This is a genomic window from Flavobacterium soyae (assembly GCF_021245985.1).
Classification (GTDB): domain Bacteria; phylum Bacteroidota; class Bacteroidia; order Flavobacteriales; family Flavobacteriaceae; genus Flavobacterium; species Flavobacterium soyae.
This window is the reverse complement of sequence record NZ_JAJQXA010000003.1, coordinates 363,079-385,234: the sequence shown is the minus strand read 5'-3', so window position 1 is coordinate 385,234 and position 22,156 is coordinate 363,079. Positions and strand designations below refer to the sequence as shown.

Here is a 22,156-nt window from a genome sequence, read left to right as displayed (position 1 = left end):
ATCAAGTAATAAGAATTAAGTATTAAGAAATGCATCAGTTTGAGAAATTAAAGATTTGGCAGAAAGCAATGGATATTGCAGTTCATGTTTATGAAATTTCTTCCTTATTACCGAATGACGAAAAGTTCAATTTAATTCATCAAATAAAAAAATGCGCCGTTTCTATTCCTTCAAATATTGCAGAAGGTTCGGGAAGAAATTCTGAGAAAGAATTTATGAACTTCTTAGGAATAGCAAATGGTTCAACTTTTGAATTAATAACACAATTAATACTTGCTAAAAGACTTAAGCTTGTTAGTGAAGATCTTATTCAGCCCACTATTAATCAATTAGTAGAGGTTTCAAATATGAACTTTTCCTTTCAAAGAACATTAAAAGATAAAATCAACAAAACAATTGGAAAATCTTAATACTTAATTCTCCAATCTTAATACAATCATTTATGAAAACAGCATATATAGTAAAAGCATATAGAACAGCAGTTGGAAAAGCTCCAAAAGGTGTTTTTAGATTTAAAAGACCTGATGAATTAGCAGCAGAAACCATTCAGTTTATGATGGACGAGCTGCCTAATTTCGACAAAAAACGTATCGATGACGTTATGGTAGGAAATGCCATGCCAGAGGCGGAACAAGGTCTAAACGTTGGACGTTTGATCTCTTTAATGGGATTAAAAGTGGAAGACGTTCCTGGAGTTACGGTAAACCGTTACTGTGCTTCTGGATTAGAAACTATCGGAATGGCGACTGCTAAAATCCAATCAGGAATGGCAGATTGTATCATTGCTGGTGGTGCAGAAAGTATGAGTTATATTCCGATGGGAGGTTACAAACCAACTCCAGATTATAAAGTTGCCGCTGCAGGTCACGAAGATTACTACTGGGGAATGGGTTTAACTGCTGAAGCGGTTGCAAACCAATATAAAATCTCAAGAGAAGATCAGGATGAGTTTGCTTACAACTCTCACATGAAAGCTTTGAAAGCTCAGACAGAAGGAAAATTTGACAAACAAATCGTTCCTATTACTGTTGAGCAGACTTTCATCAATGAAAATGGTAAAAAAGAAACAAAATCATATGTTGTAAATAAAGATGAAGGTCCAAGAGCCGGAACTTCTGTTGCTGCTTTAGCTGGTTTAAGACCTGTTTTTGCTGCTGACGGAAGCGTAACTGCGGGGAACTCTTCTCAAATGAGCGACGGTGCAGCATTCGTCTTAATCATGAGCGAAGAAATGGTAAAAGAATTAAACCTTGAGCCAATCGCAAGATTAGTAAACTTTGCTTCTTCCGGTGTTGAGCCAAGAATTATGGGTATCGGTCCGGTAAAAGCAATTCCGAAAGCATTAAAACAAGCGGGATTAACATTAAACGATATCGAATTAATTGAGTTAAACGAGGCATTTGCTTCACAAGCTTTAGCAGTTACTCGAGAGTTAAACATTAATCCAGAAATCGTAAACGTAAACGGTGGAGCAATCTCTTTAGGACACCCGCTGGGATGTACTGGAGCTAAACTTTCTGTTCAGTTATTTGATGAGATGAAACGCAGAGGTAACAAATACGGAATCGTTTCGATGTGTGTGGGAACCGGACAAGGTTCTGCAGGGATTTACGAAGTGTTGTAAGAAAGTATTCGTGTAGTTTGTCATTTCGACGAAGGAGAAATCACACTCGGGAATCGACAAAGATTGGCACATTACGATGCGGAGCTTCAAGTGCGATTTCTCCTTCGTCAAAATGACAAGATTGGAGATCTAGATTATAAATAAAAAATATACAAAAAAACATTAACAATGGCAGATACAATCGAAAAAAACGTAACCCGTGGTGGTCAGTTTTTAGTTAAAGAAACAAAATGCGAAGATATCTTTACACCAGAAGATTTCTCGGAAGAGCAGTTAATGATGCGTGACTCTGTAAAAGAGTTCGTAGACAAAGAATTATGGGCGCATAAAGATCGTTTTGAGAAAAAAGATTACGCTTACACAGAATCATCTATGCGTAAAGCTGGTGAACTTGGACTTCTTGGAGTTGCAGTTCCGGAAGAATACGGTGGATTAGGAATGGGATTTGTTTCTACAATGTTGGTTTGTGACTACATTTCTGGAGCAACAGGTTCTTTCTCAACTGCTTTTGGTGCACATACAGGAATTGGAACTATGCCAATTACACTTTACGGTACTGAAGAACAAAAGAAAAAATACGTTCCGAAATTGGCTTCTGGAGAATGGTTTGGAGCATACTGTTTAACTGAGCCAGGTGCAGGATCTGATGCTAACTCAGGAAAAACTAAAGCAGTTTTATCTGAAGACGGAACTCATTATTTAATTACAGGTCAAAAAATGTGGATTTCGAATGCAGGTTTCTGCAGCGTTTTCATCGTTTTTGCCCGTATTGGAGATGATAAAAATATTACAGGTTTCATCGTAGAAAACGATCCTTCAAACGGAATTTCTATGAATGAAGAAGAGCATAAATTAGGAATTCGTGCTTCTTCTACTCGTCAGGTTTTCTTCAACGAAACAAAAGTTCCTGTTGAAAACATGTTATCTGAAAGAGGAAACGGTTTCAAAATTGCGATGAATGCTTTAAACGTTGGTCGTATTAAATTGGCAGCAGCATGTCTTGATGCTCAAAGAAGAGTTACTACAGGAGCTGTAAAATATGCTAACGAAAGAATTCAGTTCAATACTTCTATTTCATCTTTTGGAGCTATCCGTTCTAAATTAGCTGAAATGGCTACTAGTGCTTACGCTGGAGAAAGTGCTTCTTACCGTGCTGCAAAAGACATCGAAGACAGAATCGCTGCTCGTGAAGCCGAAGGAACAAGTCACCAGGAAGCAGAATTGAAAGGTGTTGAAGAATATGCTATCGAGTGTTCTATCTTGAAAGTAGCTGTTTCTGAAGACGTTCAAAACTGTTCTGACGAAGGTATTCAGGTTTTTGGCGGAATGGGATTCTCTGAAGATACTCCGATGGAAAGTGCCTGGAGAGATGCTCGTATCGCTCGTATCTACGAAGGTACAAACGAAATCAACAGAATGCTTTCTGTTGGTATGCTGATCAAAAAAGCAATGAAAGGGCACGTTGATTTACTTGGACCAGCAATGAAAGTTCAGGAAGAATTAATGGGAATTCCATCTTTTGATACTCCGGATTTCTCTGAATTATTTGCAGAAGAAAAAGTAATCGTTGCTAACCTGAAAAAAGTTTTCTTAATGGTTGCAGGAAGTGTTGTTCAAAAACACGGTCCAGATTTAGATTCTCACCAACAATTATTAATGGCTGCTGCTGATATCTTAATCGAAATCTATATGGCTGAAAGTACTATTCTTAGAACTGAGAAATTAGCTAAAAAAGAAGGTGAAGATAAAGTACAAGAGCAAATCGCTATGGCAAAATTATACTTGTACAAAGCGGTAGATATCGTAAACTTAAGAGGAAAAGAAGGAATTGCTTCTTTCTCTGAAGGTGACGAGCAACGTATGATGTTAATGGGATTAAAACGTTTCACTAAATACACTAACCTTCCAAACGTTGTTGCATTAAGAGAAAAAATCGCAGAAAAATTAGTTGCAGAAAATTCATACTGCTTCTAATAAAAAATAGTTTTTAGCTTTTAATTTGTTTAAACCCGCACAAGTCCGAAACTGTGCGGGTTTATTTTTTTATTTTTTTTTGAACCATATAAGTTATATAAGTTCATTTAAAAAGAATGTTTTTTTTTGTAGAGACGCACAGCAGTGCGTCTAACTATGTTTTTTTTTTATGTTTTGCCACAGATTACAGGATTAAAAAATCTGTGAAAATCCTGTAATCTGTGGCATTTTTTTGTAGAGACGCACTGCTGTGCGTCTCTACGGAATATTGGAACGGAATAAAATTAAGTTCTATCTAAAATGAACTTATATCACTTATATGGTTTAACCCTCATTTCACAAATATTTATTAAAATTGAGGTTATGTTACAGAATCAATAGTAAAGTTTCGATTCTAATGTTATAAATTTAGCGTTCTAAAACTTCAAAAAACATAAAATGAAACAAATTAGCCTAATTGCCCTTTTATTTATCTGCCTTTTATCCACAAACATTTTTGCGCAGAAGAATAAGAAATTCGACATCATCGCTTATTACACTGGTGATTCTAAACTAATTGACGAATATGAAGTCAATAAATTAGATCAAATAATCTTTAGTTTCTGTCATTTAAAAGATGGAAAACTAAGTGTAGATTCATCTAAAGATTCTATTACAATAAAGCATTTAGTTTCTCTAAAAACTAAAAATCCACAATTAAAAATCGTTTTATCTCTTGGCGGCTGGGGTGGCTGCGAACCATGTTCTAATGCTTTTTCGACTGCTGAAGGGCGTTTAAAATTCGCAAAATCAGTAAAAGAAGTAAGTGATTATTTTAAGGTTGACGGTTTAGATTTAGATTGGGAATATCCTGCGATTGAAGGACTCCCTGGACATTTATATCAAGCTGTTGACAAACCAAATTTTACCGAATTGCTTAAAATTCTTCGTTCAACTTTAGGAAAAAAATATGAATTGAGTTTTGCTGCGGGAGGTTTTCAAAAATATCTCGATGAATCGATTGACTGGAAAACGGTTGCGCCATTAGTTAATCGTATCAACATTATGAGTTACGATTTAGTGAACGGATATTCTAAAGTTACGGGACACCACACACCATTATATAGTACAAATCCAAATGAAGAATCTACAGACAGAGCGGTTACTTATTTATTAAAACAAGGAGTTCCGTCTGAAAAATTGATTATTGGAGGCGCATTTTATTCCAGAACATGGAAAAATGTTGAAAATATAAATAATGGTCTTTATCAGGCCGGAGAACATATCGAAGGTGTTAACTTTAAAAACTTTGCCACAACATATACAGAAACAAACGGCTGGAAATATTTCTGGGATGATAAAGCAAAAGCTCCATATTGGTATAATGCAGGTACAAAAACTTTTGCGACATCAGATGATATCAAATCTATTAAAGCAAAAACTGAATATGCAAAGTCTAAAAAACTGGGTGGGATCATGTTCTGGGAACTGACTTTAGACAGCCCTCACGATGGCATGGTGAATGCGATTTACGAAGTCAAAACAACTAAATAAAAAATAAAAGGGCAGTTCAAGAACTGCCCTTTTATTTTTTATTTAGTAAATACTTATTTTACTTTAACTTTATCTAATTCTCCAATAAACGGGATTGATTCTAAAGTTTCAGCACGAATGATCGCTTGAAGATAAACTTCTAACTGAATAAATTTTGCCGCATTAATAGCTCCAATTGCTTTTTTAGCCTGTCCGTAGGTTTTAGAGTATAATTTTTCATACCCTAAATTATTTTTCAAAGTTCCTTTTGCAAGTTCATCTGCTTTTTCATCTGTAAGCGTATCATAATTAACTGCATAATCGTTAATTAATTGAATTTTTGCTTGTCCTAATGTTTTACGTTCAGTTTCATAAGCATCGTAAACTTTAGAAAATGCCTGAGATTGAGTATCTGATAAATTCATGTAATCTTTTACCAAATCCCCTTTAGATTTTCCGTAAACACTTTGAAGAACATCTATGTCTTCTTTGTAAGTAGATTGTGCATAACAAGAAAACGAAGCCACGGCCATCATTAAGGCAATAATTAATTTTTTCATAATTTATATATTAAGTATTAAACAAAGTAAAAGTAAGTAAATTATTACAGTTTAAAACATTTTTTAACATTACTCAATTCAAATTTATTTATCGGCTTTGGGAGCACTTATTTCTCCATCATAAAAAATTGGGGCTCTATTATTACTGGTGACTGAAAGCGAGGCTCCTCCATCAAAAAAAATAGTAAACATTAGATTATAAACATCATCCCTGCCTTTAACCTCAGCTTTCACACTAAATTTATTTTTCTTCTTCCCTGCTTTTATGTTTTCAGGCATTCCTTCAAATTTAATTCCGCCGTCGCTTCCGTAACCAACATTATATGCACGTCCAAAAAATGGAAGGTCACACGTTGTTTTTTCAGCATTAAACTTTAAGAAATAAGTGTTATAATCTAAAATAATAAGTCGTCCGCCTTGTGGTGTGGCTTTTCGAGCTTCAAAAACAAAATTTTTAGAATCAATTAAAGCTTCTATTTCTTTTTGCTTCTGCAATTCTTTTTCAGCTTTTAGCTCTTTTTTGCTTTTTTCCTGTGCAAAAACAGAAAAATTTAAAAAGCCTGACAATACTAATAAAAGGTATAATTTAGTTTTCATCTTACATCGTATTAAATAAAACAGATCATTTACTTTTTAGTAAATCTCATCATAGCAATATCTCCTGAAATAAAATTCAGCGTTTTTCCATCATCAGCAATATCAAAAGAAGCTATTTTTTTAAGTGTGTTCATGTAGGTTTGTTCACCTTGCAGTCCATCCATGCACATCATTTTGGTAACTGCCATTGGCTGTGTAAAATCAATTTTATTGCCATTTACAACAAGTTTTCCGGTATAGGAGTTGCAGCTGTTATTCCCCGAAACCTGCTTTTCTTTTGTATTGAAATTTATGGTCGGCTTTTTATTCGGATATAAACCTTCAAAAGTAATTCCAGGTCCGGTAATATAATTGAGTTCCCAGGTTCCGTCAAGTTTAGAAACGGCATCACTTTTTTTACATTTAAAAATATTGCAGGAAAGCAATATCAAACTCAAAAAAATAAGAATAGAAATCTTTTTCATCATAACATTAAGAATTAAATATGAACGAATTAGAGAGGTTTTTTCAGAAATTATTCGTTAAAACTATTACGAATTTAAGCAATATTTTTCGGTTTTATATTCAATTGACATTAAATTACCAAGTATAGTTTGACTTTTTTTTAACTTTTAAGATCAAACTATTCCATTCTTTTATGTTAAATTTACTTAATCTTTAATTTAAAATGCCCGCATATATGAAAAAACTGATCGTATCTTTCGCTATAATTACAGTCTTAATAATTGGCTGTAAGACAAATACAAAATCAAATGATGCAAAAACTTTAACCGTAGCGTTAGAGCCAAAAAGCAATAGCAATGTAACCGGAACCGCTACTTTTACAGAGAAAAACGGCAAAGTGACCTTTACTGCAAAAGTTTCTGGTTTACAGCCTGGGGTTCATGCTATACATATTCACGAAAAAGCTGATTGTACTGCTGCCGACGGAAGTTCTGCGGGCGGACACTGGAACCCAACTTTTAAAAAACATGGAAAATGGGGAGTTGGAGAATATCATAAAGGGGATATTGGAAACTTTACCGCTGATGAAAAAGGTAATGGAACAATTACATTAACTACTGATGAATGGTGCGTAGGCTGCGGCGATGCAACCAAAGATGTATTAGGAAAAGGTTTAATCGTACATCAGGGAACAGATGATTTTACAACTCAGCCAACCGGAAATGCCGGCGGAAGAGTTGCCTGTGCAGGGATAATTAAATAATAAAACACTAATAACCACTATATTTCACAAAAATCTAGTGGTTATTTTATTTTTAATTCACTCAAAAACAAGAAAAAAATATAGCTTTGCAGCTATAAATTTAATTTCAATGATTAACCCATCAGCACACGGCTGGATAGATAAGTTTTTTAGTGAACAGAAGTTTTCTGAGGCTATTCCTTTTGAAACTACAGATTTCTTTTACTATAAAGTTAGAGAAACCGGTTTTATCTACGGTCATATCATTGCAATTGATTCTCAAATTCCGATTCCGATAAAAGGCTGGTTTAAAACCGAAATTTCTAAAATTGCCTTATTAAATACACTTTATCATGTTTTTTGTTTAGAAAAAAGAAATTCTGAACCAAATAACTTTATCAGCGAAGCTTTAAAATTCTATAAGCAAATGAATCCGGAAGGATTTAATTTATTTAAGATTCTGCTTCCAAAAGACACTCCTTCCCATTCATTAGAAAGTATAATTGATGAAAGAGTACAGACAAATGACAGCATCATCAGCAAAAACTTTTCGCATTTAGTAACCAATGCACTTTTGTTTATTGATGTTTTAGCATTTAGACAATATTTACAGCATGGAGAAATTCCTGAAAAGTATCTAAAACGAATTGAAGAAACTGTTCTTGGAATTGTAGGTTTGGCTTTAAAAACAAAAACTATCAAATCGCAGCACGATGATTTATTAATTAAACTTTTTGAGGCTTCGATACGTTATTCTAAATTTTCGAAAGTTACCGTAGAGACTTTAGAAACTTTACAACTAGACTATTTCAAAAATACTTTAGAGCATTATTATTTAATTGACATGGCTGGAATGGCGTTATGGAGCGATGGTGTTGTCGAAAATGAAGAATCTTATTTCTTGTATTCTTTAGGTTCAATGATGGGCGTTTCTGATGATTTTGTAAAAACAAGCATCGACACCACTCACGATTTTATTACCACTCACAAAAAGAAAATCCCTTATTTTAATTATTCAAATCCGGTTAAGCATTTCTACGATCAGATGACGCATAGTGTTGTAAAACTAATCATAAGAAACAAAAACAGATTAATTAAGGAAATTGTTCAGAGTAAAGAATTAATGGTTCTATTAGCTTATTCTACAACAAGGGATCTGGATGCAAAGGAAAAGAAAAAAGTAAAAAAACAGCTTTTAGATATCTGTAAAACGATTCCGTCATTAACCATATTTTTACTTCCGGGCGGAAGTTTATTACTGCCAATTTTAATCAAGTTTATCCCAACAATGTTACCATCTGCGTTTAATGAAAATCTAGACGAAAACGAATAAAAAAAAATCGCCCTTTTGAGGCGATTTTTATTTTTATAGATTAGTAAGCTGGTAAACTTCATCTAACTCATCATTTGAACTGATATTTACATTTAAATCGGTTACAAAACCAGAATTTAATCCGTAAACCCAGCCGTGAAGCATTAAGTCCTGACCATTTTTCCAGGCTCCTTGTACAATCGAAGTTTTTGCTAAGTTGTAAACCTGCTCTTTTGCATTGATTTCTACAAATGCATTAAAACGCTCGGTTTCGTCAGTAATTGAATTTAAATATTTATCGTGTAAACGGTATTCATCTTTAATATGACGAATCCAGTTATCAATAATTCCAACAGACTGCTGTCCCATAGCAGCTTTTACACCGCCGCAGCCATAATGTCCGCAAACAATAACATGTTTTACTTTTAAAACGTTTACTGCATAATCCAGAACACTTAACATATTCATATCAGAGTGAACAACCATGTTAGCAATATTTCTGTGTACAAAAACTTCTCCAGGTTTTGCCCCAATAATTTCATTTGCAGGAACACGGCTGTCAGAACATCCAATCCACAATAATGGCGGAGATTGTCCTTTTGCTAAATCAGCAAAATAATTAGGGTCTTTTGCTAATGAATCTTCGACCCATTTTTTATTGTTTTCAAGTATTTGCTTATAAAACTCTCTCATTTTTTTAGGTTTTTTGTAGAATTGTCAATGCTTAAGCATATCAAAAAGACTTTTTTGTAAAGTTATTTAAATTTTGATATTTCTCAAGCCTGATCAATATCTTTATTTATATAATTTGTTTAAAATTTTTCTTTTTGTTCTTTCTTAACCAATGCTCGTTTTGCAACATCATAATAATGTTCAATCGAAACGTGATTGTTATTATCAGGAGTGTTTTCTAATTCGTATGCCTCTTTAAAACCTTTTAGTTTTACTTTGATATTTTCATCAATTGCACGTGTCTCTTTAAACTCACGGATTAAATCTAATACATCATGCGCGATATATTCTGTATCGTGCGCATTAATAATTACTTTACAATTCTCCGGAATTTCGTTTAACGTTTGCTTGATTGCAGCTTTATTTAAAAAAGAAACTTCCTGCGCTAAATCGATATGAATGATATCGCCATCTTCATATTCTTCTTTTTTAAAGATATAAGCTCTTTTTAAATTTCCTCTCAAAACAAAAATTATACTTATGATAATTCCTAAAGCAACTCCTTTAAGCAAATCTGTCGCAACGACAAAGACCAAAGTTGCAATAAAAGGGACAAACTGGTATTTCCCCTTTTCCCAGAAATGCATAAAGGTTGCTGGTTTGGCTAATTTATATCCAACCAAGATTAAAACCGTAGCCAAAGTTGCCAATGGAATTTTGTTTAAAATTGCCGGAATAGACAATACACTTATTAATAAAAGCACACCATGAATGATGGCTGACATTTTAGATTTTGCTCCTGCGTTATTATTTGCAGAAGATCTCACAACAACAGATGTCATTGGTAATCCGCCCAAAAGCGAACTTATTATATTACCAATACCCTGTGCTCTAAGCTCAACATTAGTATCAGTATAACGCTTTTGAACGTCCATTCTGTCTGAAGCCTCAATACACAAAAGTGTTTCAATTGAAGCTACAATGGCAATTGTAATACCTACAACCCAAACCTGCGGATTTGTAACTGCTGCAAAATTTGGTGTAACGATAATTGACTTAAAATCATCAAAAGACTTTGGAACCGGTAAAGAAACTAAATGCTCTTTTGCAATTGCTAATGAACTTCCTGTAGATATAAAAAATTCATTTAATAATACTCCCAAGATAACGGCTACAAGCGCACCCGGAACTAATTTTAATCTCTTTAAAAATGAAACTTTATCCCAGGAAATTAAAATTGCAAGGGAAATTAATGAAATTACAACCGCACCTAAGTGAATATGGTTTAAAACATCAAAAAGAAATGAAAATGAATTACTTCCATCATTTTGAATAAAAGCCTGATCGCCTTCAAAATCAGCATCGTAACCAAATGCATGCGGAATTTGTTTCAGAATAATAATAATTCCGATACCCGCCAGCATTCCTTCGATTACGTTTGTTGGAAAATAATTTGATATACTTCCTGCTTTTAAAAATCCTAATGCCAATTGAATTAGTCCCGCAATAAAAACGGATAGTAAAAACACATCAAAAGCACCAAAATCAGTAATAGCTGTTAAAATAATAGCTGTTAAACCAGCGGCAGGCCCAGAAACGCTAATATGTGACTGGCTTAAATAACCTACCACGATACCACCAATAACACCTGCAATAATTCCAGAAAATAACGGTGCTCCAGAAGCCATTGCAATACCTAAACACAACGGAAGAGCCACCAAGAAAACCACTAAACCTGAAGCAAAGTCAGACTTAAGGTTGGCAAAAAGATTGATTTTTTTTGTCATAATACAATACTAAAAATTGATACATTAGAACCATGCTGTATTTGCCGTAAATACAGTTGTTCTTCAAATAATTCAGAAGTATTATGCCAAGTTGGGCGGTGGAGCAAATATGCTCGGAGAAATATTATCTAATTTTACGATATTTTCAGAAACTATCGTTTTCTTTTCAATGTAAACCGGGATTACAACTTCATGCTGCAATATTGCCGGATAAACAGCTGCTTTTAATTCTTTATGAGAATGCTCTTCTTCAGAAAAACTGAAAAACATAGACGTATCACTGCTTTTCTTGATCATCGTTACAATTGTAGGCGTAGATAAGAAAGCAATAAATATGAATAATAATATGCGGGCAACTAATTTCATTGGGGCAAAAATAGTGTTAAACAAATAAAATCAAAGCGACTGGCTAAAAATTTTATACAATTTTAACAAAAAGATAAAAGCAGAAGGATCAAAATTGACCAATCTGCTTTTTAATGCATTCATAAATAATAAATTACAGCGATTCGTCAAGCCATGCATTCATCATCCAAATTGTTTTTTCCTGCTCTGCTATGAAGTCACTCATCATTGAATTTGTGCCTTCATCGTTAATTTCACCGGATTTATTCAGGATTTCTCTTTCAATTTTTAATAAATCAGACAATGAGTTTACAATTAACTGAACTGCTTTTTCATCATTTGAGATGTTTTTACCAACTGTTAATTTATTATTTTTGATATAATCTTCAAAAGTATGCAGCGGCGTTCCGCCAATTGTCAAAACTCTTTCAGCAATCATATCTATTTTTAATTGTGAATCTGTATATAATTCTTCAAATTTTACATGTAAATCGAAGAAACGTTTTCCACGAATATTCCAATGAATCCCTCTTAAATTTTGGTAGTAAACCTGAAAGTTTGATAATAAAACATTCAATTCTTTCACTAACAATTCTGACTCTTTTACAGGTAATCCTAAAATATTTGTTTTCATAATCTCCATTTTTTATAACTAAGTTTACTACAAAATTAAATTATCTTCATCAAAAAAATTATAAAAAAAAATTATATTTACTTATTTTTGTATCAAAAATTACTATCAAAATGACGATAACTCAATTACAATATGTGTTAGCAGTTGCAGAGCATAAAAACTTTACACTTGCGGCCGAAAAATGTTTCGTAACACAGCCAACATTAAGTATGCAGATTCAAAAAATTGAAGAAGAACTTAATATTTTAATTTTTGACAGAAGTAAAAAACCTATTCAGCTTACGGATATTGGACAGAAGATTGTAAATCAGGCAAAAAATATTGTAAATGAAGCTGATCGTATTAAAGATATTGTCGAACAGCAAAAAGGTTTTATTGGCGGTGAATTTCGCTTAGGAATTATCCCAACCATTATGCCAACGCTTTTGCCTATGTTTTTGAATAATTTTATTAAGAAATACCCAAAAGTGAAGCTTTTAATTGAAGAGCTTAATACAGATGAAATTATTGTAAAACTAAAAAATGGCCATCTTGATGCTGCAATTGCCGCAACTCCGCTTGAAGATGAAAAAATAAAAGAAATCGTTTTATACTTTGAACCATTTGTAGCTTACATTCCGGAACATCATCACAGTTTTCAAAAAGAAGAAATCGAAGTTGCTGATTTGAATATCAATGAAATCCTGCTTTTACAAGACGGGCATTGTTTTAGGGACGGAATTTTAAATTTATGTAAAAACGGTACTGATGTCGAGCAAAATAATTTTCAGATTCAAAGTGGAAGTTTTGAAACCCTGATAAAATTAGCCGACGAAGGTTTGGGTACAACGTTACTTCCGTACTTGCACACCTTAGACTTAAAAGATTCCGACAAACTGAAACTACGAAACTTTAAGGAACCAAAACCTGCCCGAGAGGTAAGTTTGATTTACCCAAAGAGCGAATTAAAAATGCAGATCATTGACGCAATTCGATCTACAATTGCCGGCGTTGTAAAAGGAGCAATTGTTTTTCAAAATGTTCAAATCATTAGTCCGCTGCTAAAAAAGCCAGCATAAAAAAAGGAGCCGTTCGGCTCCTTTTCTTTTATACTTTAATTAGTAGTAGACTTTGTTTTAATTCTGGTTTTTCAATAATGAAATTTAATAACCATTCTTGCAATTGTTCCATTTCATAAGGTAACAGTGTTTTGATAGCTTTTTCTAACTCTCTGCAGAAAAGTACCGGGTCGAAACTTACTCTCTCAAGTATTGATTTCGTGTAATCAAACATCATTTTTGACATAATAAAATAAGATTTTGGGGTTATCTATATTTTTAAACTCGCACCAAATGTAAACATTAATCACATATAAAGTTTCTTTTTAACTTATTTTTTTGAAAACTTTATCAACGAATACGTTTTCTTAGTACACATAAATCAATATAGAATAATTCTAAATAATTCGGTTATACCTTTTTAAAGGCCCTGAACATTTCTCGTTTTCCGGGCGGACCAGCCAATTTTTCGACTGTAAATCCAACAGAAATCATACTTCTTTTAACAACTCCGCGGGCGGCATAAGTAACCAAAACTCCATTAGGTTTTAAACTATTGTACATTTTCTGAAAAATTTCAGTACTCCAAAGCTCCGGCTGCACGCGATATCCGAAGGCATCAAAGTAAATCAAATCAAAAATTTCAAAATCGTTTATTTCATCAAAAAATTGTTTCCTTTTGGTTAACGAGAATTGGCTGCTAATTTCTGTTTTCTTATTCCATTCCGTTTTATGCATTTTCTCGAAAATGTTCCCAAATTCCAATGCTTCAAGTTCGGCAACATAATTCATTCCCAAAATTTCTTCTGCGTTTACAGGATAAGCCTCTACTCCAACATAATCAATTTCTTGTTTTTTATGTTCAGATTCTAAAAAAGTTATAAAAGCGTTCAAACCCGTTCCAAAACCAATTTCAAGAATAGAAACAGGATTACGCTCAAATAAGGACAAACCATTTTTTATAAATACATGTTTTGCTTCTTGTATTGCACCGTGTTTTGAATGATAACTTTCATTCCATTCCTCTAAATGAATTGTGGTTGAACCATCTAGCGTTTTAATTATTTCTCTTTTCACAATTTTCGAATTTTGCAATGGATAATTGTTGATCTGTAACCCATTTTCTCAGTCAAATTTAGTCAAAACAAATGCGTAAAGCCTTAAAAAATGACACTTTTTTCATAAATTCTTTATAAAACTCCGCTAAAATTTTAGGATTATTATAAGATAAATAAATCTCAGTTAAACACAGGAATTAATGCAGTTTTACTAAGTAAATTATATATTTTTCCGTAATTTTGCATTCAGGAAAACCTATTCTTCATTAGATCATTGCGTTAGATTTTCATCTGTTAAGAATACAAATTAGATAAAAACTTTACATAATTATGAGTACAACTCAAACAAGCAAAATTGAAATCAGAAAAGCTACTTCGTCTAAGATAAGTTCTGTAGACTTTGAAAACTTAAGCTTTGGTGCTGTATTTACAGACCATTTATTTGAATGTGATTACAAAAACGGAAAATGGCAGACTCCGGTCATTAAGCCTTATGCACCGATTTTAATGGATCCTTCTTCAAAAGTCTTTCATTATGGACAAGCGATTTTTGAAGGAATGAAGGCTTACAAAGATGAAAATAATGATGTTTGGTTGTTTAGACCTGATGAAAACTACAAACGTTTCAATAATTCTGCTGTACGTATGGCAATGCCAGAAGTTCCCGAAGATGTGTTTATGGAAGGTTTAAATGAATTATTAAAAATCGATCAGGAATGGATTCAAAGAGGAAACGGAGCGAGTATGTACATCCGTCCTTTTATGATTGCTACCGGCCCTGGGGTTATTGCAAATCCATCTGACGAATATAAATTTATGATCTTACTTTCTCCTGCAAAATCTTATTATGGAGGTGAAGTAAAAGTAATTATCGCAGAACATTACAGTAGAGCCGCAAATGGTGGAATTGGTGCTGCAAAAGCTGCCGGAAACTATGCTGCGCAATTCTATCCAACTAATTTGGCAAACAAAGAAGGTTTCCAGCAAGTTATCTGGACTGATGATGCAACGCATACAAAACTTGAAGAAGCCGGAACAATGAACGTTTTCTTCAGAATCAATGATACTTTATTAACAGCACCAACAAGCGAAAGAATTTTAGATGGTATTACCAGAAAAAGTTTAATTACAATGGCTGAAAAAGAAGGACTGAATGTTGAAGTTCGTCCGGTTATTGTTTCTGAATTAGTTGAAGCTGCTAAAAACGGATCTTTAAAAGAAATTTTCGGCGCCGGAACTGCTGCTGTTATAAGCGTTATTAAAGGTTTCTCATATAAAGGTGAATACTATGAAATGGCTCCAATCGAGAATTCATACGCTTCATTCTTAAAAGAAAAACTAACAAGTCTTCAAAATAAACTTTCTGAAGATACTTATGGATGGACCGTTAAAGTTCAATAATCCAAAATCAGAATAAAAACAAAACCCGACAACGAAATGCTGTCGGGTTTTTTATTATATATCTATTACTTATATCTAAACACATAGAAACATAGATTTAATGTGTTTAATAAAGAATATAAAAAGAAACATGTTTCTCACACATAGCTATGTGCATTAATGCAAGTGAAACGCCTTTTTTATAAGCACCAAAAAACTATGTCTCTATGTGTTTAAAACATTTACACACAGAATTTCTATTTATAGTAATTTAGAGAAATCAGGTTTAAAATAATTTGGACCTTTCATTACTTTTCCATCTTCGCGATAAATTGGTTTTCCGTCTTCTCCAAGTTTACTCATATTACTGCGTTGAATTTCATCAAAAACAGCTTCAATTTTATCCTGTAAGCCGTGTTCAATAATGGTTCCGCATAAAATATACATCATATCTCCAAGAGCATCAGCAATTTCTACTAAGTCATTATTTTGTACCGCTTCAAGATATTCTTCGTTTTCTTCTTTCATTAAATTATAACGAAGCAGTTTTTTAGTTTCTCCCAAATCAGCAATTGGAGTCTGGCTGTGACCTATTTTAAAAGCAGTATGAAATTCAGTAACTGCGTCTAGTTGTTTTTTCATGTTTTTATTCTATTAAATGAGTCGGCAAATTAGCAACAAATCGTATACAATTCTCTAAATTTGTCAAAAATTATTTTTAAATATGTTTAGTCAAGGACAATTAATATTCGGACTCTGTTTTTTTATTGCATTTGTAATCGTAATGATTTTTGCTTATCGCAAAGATCTTGCACTACACAAAATTTTTTACAAAGGAAATTACAAAGTATTACTTGTATTTCTTCTTTTTATCGCCCTTTTATTTGTCATCAAAATCTTTTTAAAGAGATAATACAATCTATTATTTTTAGTTATTAGTTTAGACTCCCAAGAAAATTTATAACTTTACGAAAAACCTGCACCAATGAAGATTCTAAAATATTTATTCCTTTTACTTTTATTAAGTTTAGTTGCTCTTACCGTTTTTGTTGCTACCCAAAAAGGGATTTTTTCTGTTGAAAGAAGTAAAGTAATCAATTCGCCAAAAGCAACTGTATATAATTATGTAAATGATTTTAGAAATTACGAAGACTTCGAATCCTGGGCAGTTGAAAATCCGTCTTTAAAATTTACTTTCCCAAATAAAACTACCGGTAACGGAGGTTCATTTTATTGGTCTGACGAAGAGGGAGCCGGAAATGCCATTACACTAAAAACAAAAGACGGAGAAAGTATTGAACAAAAAATGAAATACGATGGCACCGAAGCTGATGTAACCTGGACTTTTAAAGATACTCTTGCAGGAAAAACAAAAGTAACATGGAAAGCAAAAGGAACAATGAGCTTTATGTTCAAAATATATGCTGCATTAAATGGGGGATCTGATAAAGTTATTGGAACTATTTATGAAAAAAGCCTTGCAAACATAGACAAAAACCTTGATTACGAAACCAAAACTTATGCAGTAAAAGTGGATGGAGCAGTTAAAAAAACCGAAACTCCATATATCAAACAGACATTTACAAGCGAGATTTCTAAGGTTAATAAAAATGCAAGAATTGTAATTCCTAAACTTATTCATTTTAGCGAAACCAATGATTTAAGCACAAACGGAAAGCCTTTTATTATTTATCATACTTATGATTCTGCAAAAGGCTTGGCAAAAATTTCAATTTGTTTACCAATTAACAAAGAGATTTCGATTAGTGCCGGAAGTGATATTTTATCAGGAAAATTAAATGCTTTTGATGCTGTTAAAACAACTTTAAAAGGAGATTATACGCATACTAGTGAAGCAATTACAAAAACAACAGCGTATATTAACAATCAAAAAATTATACCTGAATTAAGCTGGTCACATCTTGAAATTCTATCTGTAAGCAAATTAGATGTAAAAAGTCCTTCTAAATTAGTTACAGAAATTTATTTCCCAATTAAACCAAAAGTAGTTCCTGCTTCTGTTACAACACCAGTTTACACTTCTGGAACTGATACTGGAATTGAAGTTGACGCTGAAACCGGAACGCCAACAACACCAAAACCTGCAGTACAGAAACCTGCAGTACAAAAACCAGTTACACCAAAACCCACAGCGCCCGCAACAACAACTCCTGCTAAAACAGAAGAAGACTCTGAATTTTAATTTTTTAAAGGTGAATTAAACCTTTTGTTTAAAATTCAATCTAAGTCAATATAAGGTTTGATAAATCAAAAAGTTTGATCGACGAAAAGGAATTTATACAACAATTATTAGATCCTAAAACGCAAAACACAGCGTTTCAAAAGCTTATATCTGATTATCAAAAACCGCTGTATTCTCATATTCGAAATATTGTTTTGAATCATGATGATGCAGATGATGTTTTACAGAATACTTTTGTAAAGGTATTTCAGTACTTAAAAAACTTTAAGGGAGAAAGTAAACTCTTTTCCTGGATGTATCGAATTGCGACAAACGAAGCTTTGACTTTTTTAAATCAGAAAGCAAAATTAAAAGGCATAACTTCTGAGGATTTACAAAACAAAACGATCGACAATCTAAAATCAGATGTTTATTTTGATGGAGATGAAATCCAGATCAAACTTCAAAAAGCAATTGTTACACTGCCAGAAAAGCAGCAGCTGGTTTTTAAGATGAAATATTTTCAGGAATTAAAATATGAAGAAATCGCAGAAATTCTTAGCACATCCGTTGGTGCATTAAAAGCATCATATCATCATGCGGTGAAAAAAATAGAATTATATGTTACAACAAATTAAACCTTTTATAGCAAATCTTATCTTACAGACATTATGAAAGAATTTAAATTAGAAAACGAACCGAAAGTAAAATCAGGATTTAAAACTCCTGATCATTATTTTGATACTTTTTCGGCAAAAGTTTTAGAACAGATTAATGAAAGAGAAGTAAAAGTAATTCCTCTTTATAAACGCAAAAAAGTTATTTCGATAGCTGCTGCGGCCGCGGTTTTTATTGCCTTTATGATTCCAACAGCAAATCACTATTATAAAGCATCAAAAGAGCTTGACGAAGCAACGCTGGAAACGTACCTGGCTTATCAATCGAATTTAAACCAATACGATTTAATTAAAGAGTTAGACAGTAAAGATATTGACAAACTAAATAAAAATGTAGCCCTTGAGGAGGAAACTTTGGAAGATGCTTTAGCTGCAAATCCTAATATTGAAAATTTAATTTCTGAATAAAAACAAAATTATACAAATATGAAAATCAAAAATATATTAGCATTACTTCTGTTTTTAGTTACTTTTTCATTTTATGCACAAAATGATAAAACAGATGAAAAGCGTGAAAAAATCAAAGCTTTTAAGGTTTCGTTTTTAACAACAGAACTTGAGCTTACACCTGCAGAAGCAGAGAAATTTTGGCCAATTTATAATGCGTATGATGACAAACAATTTGAATTGCGCCATGATAAAATGAAAACGTATCTAAAAAAATTGGACGATGACAATATAAATTCAATTTCAGAAAAAGAAGCCGTTACATTGTTGTCACAAATTGAATGCACAGATAAAGAATTGTATCTTTTGCGTGAAAAGTTTATGACAAACCTAAAAAAGGTATTACCGGCAAAAAAGATATTAAAGCTTAAAAAATCTGAAGATGATTTTAACCGAAAATTGTTGAAACAATATCGGGACAAAGCAGGAAAATAAATTTCCTTGAAGAAACAACAGCGATAAGAACCCTATATAATAATACTTACTTTATTATTTAGGGTTCTTATTTTTTTTATTTAAAGTTTAGTCGAACTACTTTATTATATCCTGCTGCAATTGCAACATTTCTGTTAACAAAACGAATTGTAAAAAGTTTAGAATCTGTAGACAATTGTGTCCAGTTTTCACCTCCATTTTGAGAATATTGAATCCCTTCAGAACCCACACAAATAATTTCTTTACCATTTCCACCCGGAACATATTGTATGCATGAAGCGTATCCAAAGCCCAGATCCTGGCCAATTAATTCCCATGTTTTTCCACCATCTTTGGTAAAAGCCTTATTACCCGATTTTTTATTTGGAAGATCATAATCACCGCCTGCAATAAAACCATGCTTTGAATCGTAAAAATCGGCAGTATAAATACCCGTCATAGTTTTTCCCTGAACAATAGGCGTTTCAACTACTTTCCATGTTTTTGCTTTGTCAGGAGAATAAAAAACACGTGCTTTTTTTCCACCAGAAACCAGCCATGTATCGTCACCTTTTACAACTATATTAGTATTACTTGCGGCAAAAGCCGCTTCGCCGGTTGCGTTTGTAGGCAATTTATCCGATAGTAATTTTGTCCATGTTTCTCCTCCGTCACGAGTTACAATTACTGAAAAAGTATCTTCTGTAGGGTCTCCAATTGCTATTCCTTCTTTATCATTCCAAAATTGCATACTGTCATAAAAAACCTTTGCATTAACTTCTTTATAAACTAACTTAACTTTATGGTCTTTCTTTGAAACTGAATAAAGCAACGCCGGATTAGCAACACTTAGCAAAAAGATATTTTTTGAATTTTGCGCAATACTTCTAAATTCTAATTTTAGTGTATCACGATAAATATGTTCTTCAAATTTTTCTTTTTTATTTAAATCATAATAACCAAAACGAGAGTTATCTCCCCCATACCAGACCTTATCTTTATCAATTAAGATTGCTCGTATGCTAATTTTATCCTGAAATAATGTATCGATTTTTACTGATATAAAACCACTATTATAAGCTTTTCTATTACTGATATTAAGCGTGCTAAAAGACATTAATAAAATAAAAACACCAAAAAATAAAATTAGTTTTTTCATAAAAATTAAGATTTGTTCAATGCTAAAATACAATTATTTCTAACATCTCAAATATGTTTTGTTTATTTTCAGAAAATAATAATTTTTCGGCTTTTTTTGTTCAATCAAAATTAAAATACAATTCAACAAAAAACATAACAACCTACAAATGTGTTATTTACATACATAAATATCAGATATTAATTTATGGCACAGTAATTGGATATCTCCTATCACAAATAATTTAATATGATTTAGTCATGAAAACGAAATTACTTTTAATAGCGGTTGTAGCATTAGTTTTTGGTTCTTGCGGGGCACAAAACCAAACTACTGTTTACGCAAAAAATTCAGATATAAGTGATAATTTAGATTTAAGAGCTGTTGCTTCAATGTTTGGAGAATCTGCTAATCTTCAAGATTTTGAAAGAAGATTAAATGATCCTAAATATCAAATCTCAAACCTTGATTTAAATGGTGATGACCAGGTTGATTATTTACGTGTAATAGAATCTGTAGAAGACAGAACTCACGTTGTAATTATTCAGGCCGTTTTAGACCGCGATGTTTATCAGGATGTAGCTACGATTGATGTTGAAAGAGACAATTACAACAAAGTAAGCGTACAAGTTGTAGGTAATACTTATTTATATGGTGACAACTATATTTATGAGCCGGTTTATAGTGTAGCTCCAGTAATTTATACTTCATTTTGGGTTACTAATTACAGACCATACTATTCAACTTGGTATTGGGGCTACTACCCTACCTATTATGCAGCATGGAGACCTTATCCTGTGTACAGATACAGAAATAACATAAATGTATGTATCAACGTTCATAACAGTTACAATTATGTAAACATCAGAAGAAGTTACAGAGCTCCGGTTCTTTATGAATCAAGACGTACTTACGGTTATGAAAGAATGAGACCAAACAATAGTTTTGCTCAAAGACATTCTAATGTAAGCAACAGATATGATTTAGATCAAAGAAGAGTTGCAAATAGAGAATCTAACAGAACTCAAAATACTTACAACTACTCTAACAGATCAAATACAGGAAGAGTATCTTCTACTGAAAATAGAAATACAAACAGAGATTACAACAACGGCAGAAATAATTCTGATAGAAGTTACAGCAATACAAATCGTGTAACAATTAATAACAGAGATAACGCAGCTACTGTTAATAATCCTGTTAGAACTGAAAATACCACGAGAACAGAACCAAGAATAGATTATAACAGAAATAACTCAGCTGCTGTTCAAAGAGGAAATTCAGAAAACAGAAATTATAATACTAATAGAGCATCTTCACAAACGAATGAAGCACCTAGAGGTTATTCTGAAAACAGAGCCAGCAGACCAAATGCAACTCAATCTGCTCCTGTTCAAAGAACAGAAGCTCCAAGAAGTTACTCTGAAAACAGATCAAACTCTCAAAACAGTTCAAACGCTTCAAGACCCCAAAGTGCCCCACAACGTTCTGAATCACCAAGAATGAGTCAGGAATCAAGAGGCAGCCAGCCACAAAGAGAAGGCGGTTCAAGCTCTAGAGGCGGTGGAAGAAGAGGTTAAGAATATCTAAATTTATATTAAAAATTAAAAGCACAATTTG

24 protein-coding genes are annotated in these 22,156 nt (G+C 32.7%); 13 read left to right on the top strand and 11 right to left on the bottom strand.

Translation table 11 applies throughout. From position 1 onward, the window contains the following. Window positions 1-29 precede the first annotated feature (29 nt). The 4 genes from LUU93_RS06060 (at window position 30) to LUU93_RS06045 (ending at window position 5,131) form a co-directional block, all read left to right on the top strand. Window positions 30-410: a four helix bundle protein gene (locus tag LUU93_RS06060; protein ID WP_232679346.1), complete on the top strand. Its 381-nt coding sequence runs from the start codon at window positions 30-32 to the stop codon at window positions 408-410. Between the two features lie 32 nt (window positions 411-442). Then, window positions 443-1,624, top strand: coding sequence for a thiolase family protein (locus LUU93_RS06055; protein ID WP_232679344.1), 1,182 nt, complete (start codon window positions 443-445; stop codon window positions 1,622-1,624). A gap of 168 nt (window positions 1,625-1,792) precedes the next feature. After that, the gene (locus LUU93_RS06050) at window positions 1,793-3,598 is read left to right on the top strand and encodes an acyl-CoA dehydrogenase FadE (protein WP_232679341.1); all 1,806 of its coding nucleotides are present in this window, start codon (window positions 1,793-1,795) and stop codon (window positions 3,596-3,598) included. A 438-nt stretch (window positions 3,599-4,036) separates the two neighbouring features. Then, window positions 4,037-5,131 (top strand): glycoside hydrolase family 18 protein, encoded by a 1,095-nt coding sequence (locus LUU93_RS06045; RefSeq protein ID WP_232679339.1) that lies wholly within the window; start codon window positions 4,037-4,039, stop codon window positions 5,129-5,131. A 53-nt stretch (window positions 5,132-5,184) separates the two neighbouring features. Here LUU93_RS06045 and LUU93_RS06040 read toward each other — a convergent pair whose 3' ends face one another. The 3 genes from LUU93_RS06040 to LUU93_RS06030 all read right to left on the bottom strand — a co-directional run bounded on the left by LUU93_RS06040 (window position 5,185) and on the right by LUU93_RS06030 (window position 6,734). Next, window positions 5,185-5,670: a hypothetical protein gene (locus LUU93_RS06040; RefSeq protein WP_232679337.1), complete on the bottom strand. Its 486-nt coding sequence runs from the start codon at window positions 5,668-5,670 to the stop codon at window positions 5,185-5,187. Between the two features lie 84 nt (window positions 5,671-5,754). Next, entirely contained in the window at window positions 5,755-6,267 is a 513-nt protein-coding gene (locus tag LUU93_RS06035) for a DUF4251 domain-containing protein (protein WP_232679335.1), read from the bottom strand. Window positions 6,268-6,296: 29 nt separating this feature from the next. Then, window positions 6,297-6,734, bottom strand: coding sequence for an META domain-containing protein (locus LUU93_RS06030; RefSeq protein WP_232679333.1), 438 nt, complete (start codon window positions 6,732-6,734; stop codon window positions 6,297-6,299). A gap of 212 nt (window positions 6,735-6,946) precedes the next feature. On the opposite strand from LUU93_RS06030, the gene LUU93_RS06025 reads away from it, so the two are divergent. Beyond that, on the top strand, window positions 6,947-7,474 hold the full coding sequence (locus LUU93_RS06025) for a superoxide dismutase family protein (protein ID WP_232679331.1): 528 nt from the start codon (window positions 6,947-6,949) through the stop codon (window positions 7,472-7,474). Between the two features lie 109 nt (window positions 7,475-7,583). Continuing rightward, window positions 7,584-8,786: an LETM1-related biofilm-associated protein gene (locus tag LUU93_RS06020; protein ID WP_232679329.1), complete on the top strand. Its 1,203-nt coding sequence runs from the start codon at window positions 7,584-7,586 to the stop codon at window positions 8,784-8,786. A 33-nt stretch (window positions 8,787-8,819) separates the two neighbouring features. Here LUU93_RS06020 and can read toward each other — a convergent pair whose 3' ends face one another. From can to LUU93_RS06000, 4 genes are all read right to left on the bottom strand, one after another. Beyond that, complete coding sequence (can, locus tag LUU93_RS06015) at window positions 8,820-9,458, bottom strand: carbonate dehydratase (protein ID WP_232679327.1); 639 nt, start codon at window positions 9,456-9,458, stop codon at window positions 8,820-8,822. Between the two features lie 119 nt (window positions 9,459-9,577). After that, window positions 9,578-11,224 carry a SulP family inorganic anion transporter gene (locus LUU93_RS06010; RefSeq protein ID WP_232679325.1) on the bottom strand — a complete coding sequence of 549 codons (1,647 nt, stop codon included), beginning with the start codon at window positions 11,222-11,224 and terminating at the stop codon, window positions 9,578-9,580. 81 nt (window positions 11,225-11,305) lie between these two features. Beyond that, entirely contained in the window at window positions 11,306-11,590 is a 285-nt protein-coding gene (locus LUU93_RS06005; RefSeq protein ID WP_232679323.1) for a hypothetical protein, read from the bottom strand. Between the two features lie 133 nt (window positions 11,591-11,723). Beyond that, complete coding sequence (locus LUU93_RS06000; protein ID WP_180858241.1) at window positions 11,724-12,203, bottom strand: Dps family protein; 480 nt, start codon at window positions 12,201-12,203, stop codon at window positions 11,724-11,726. A gap of 110 nt (window positions 12,204-12,313) precedes the next feature. On the opposite strand from LUU93_RS06000, the gene LUU93_RS05995 reads away from it, so the two are divergent. Next, window positions 12,314-13,261, top strand: coding sequence for a LysR substrate-binding domain-containing protein (locus LUU93_RS05995; RefSeq protein WP_232679320.1), 948 nt, complete (start codon window positions 12,314-12,316; stop codon window positions 13,259-13,261). 28 nt (window positions 13,262-13,289) lie between these two features. Here the strand turns inward: LUU93_RS05995 and LUU93_RS05990 are convergent, their stop codons facing one another. Further along, window positions 13,290-13,487, bottom strand: a complete 198-nt coding sequence (locus LUU93_RS05990) for a hypothetical protein (RefSeq protein WP_053471796.1) — start codon at window positions 13,485-13,487, stop codon at window positions 13,290-13,292. Window positions 13,488-13,651: 164 nt separating this feature from the next. Then, window positions 13,652-14,317, bottom strand: coding sequence for a tRNA (5-methylaminomethyl-2-thiouridine)(34)-methyltransferase MnmC2 (gene mnmC2 / locus LUU93_RS05985; RefSeq protein WP_232679318.1), 666 nt, complete (start codon window positions 14,315-14,317; stop codon window positions 13,652-13,654). 311 nt (window positions 14,318-14,628) lie between these two features. On the opposite strand from mnmC2, the gene LUU93_RS05980 reads away from it, so the two are divergent. Then, window positions 14,629-15,699 (top strand): branched-chain amino acid aminotransferase, encoded by a 1,071-nt coding sequence (locus LUU93_RS05980; RefSeq protein ID WP_232679315.1) that lies wholly within the window; start codon window positions 14,629-14,631, stop codon window positions 15,697-15,699. A gap of 240 nt (window positions 15,700-15,939) precedes the next feature. On the opposite strand, the gene LUU93_RS05975 is transcribed toward LUU93_RS05980, so the two are convergent. Next, complete coding sequence (locus LUU93_RS05975) at window positions 15,940-16,320, bottom strand: pyrophosphohydrolase domain-containing protein (RefSeq protein WP_053471798.1); 381 nt, start codon at window positions 16,318-16,320, stop codon at window positions 15,940-15,942. A gap of 343 nt (window positions 16,321-16,663) precedes the next feature. Between LUU93_RS05975 and LUU93_RS05965 the strand changes: the two genes are divergently transcribed. The 4 genes from LUU93_RS05965 to LUU93_RS05950 all read left to right on the top strand — a co-directional run bounded on the left by LUU93_RS05965 (window position 16,664) and on the right by LUU93_RS05950 (window position 19,419). Then, window positions 16,664-17,881, top strand: coding sequence for an SRPBCC family protein (locus LUU93_RS05965; protein ID WP_232679313.1), 1,218 nt, complete (start codon window positions 16,664-16,666; stop codon window positions 17,879-17,881). Window positions 17,882-17,955: 74 nt separating this feature from the next. Further along, entirely contained in the window at window positions 17,956-18,498 is a 543-nt protein-coding gene (locus LUU93_RS05960) for an RNA polymerase sigma factor (RefSeq protein ID WP_073484753.1), read from the top strand. Between the two features lie 33 nt (window positions 18,499-18,531). Further along, a complete protein-coding gene (locus tag LUU93_RS05955; RefSeq protein ID WP_232679311.1) occupies window positions 18,532-18,945 on the top strand; it encodes a hypothetical protein in 414 nt (137 codons plus the stop codon). Window positions 18,946-18,963: 18 nt separating this feature from the next. Then, window positions 18,964-19,419: a sensor of ECF-type sigma factor gene (locus LUU93_RS05950; protein WP_232679309.1), complete on the top strand. Its 456-nt coding sequence runs from the start codon at window positions 18,964-18,966 to the stop codon at window positions 19,417-19,419. Window positions 19,420-19,495: 76 nt separating this feature from the next. On the opposite strand, the gene LUU93_RS05945 is transcribed toward LUU93_RS05950, so the two are convergent. Next, window positions 19,496-20,557, bottom strand: a complete 1,062-nt coding sequence (locus LUU93_RS05945) for a WD40/YVTN/BNR-like repeat-containing protein (RefSeq protein WP_232679307.1) — start codon at window positions 20,555-20,557, stop codon at window positions 19,496-19,498. A 239-nt stretch (window positions 20,558-20,796) separates the two neighbouring features. Here LUU93_RS05945 and LUU93_RS05940 point away from each other — a divergent pair, with 239 nt between their 5' ends. After that, window positions 20,797-22,116, top strand: a complete 1,320-nt coding sequence (locus LUU93_RS05940) for a hypothetical protein (RefSeq protein WP_232679305.1) — start codon at window positions 20,797-20,799, stop codon at window positions 22,114-22,116. Window positions 22,117-22,156: the final 40 nt, after the last annotated feature.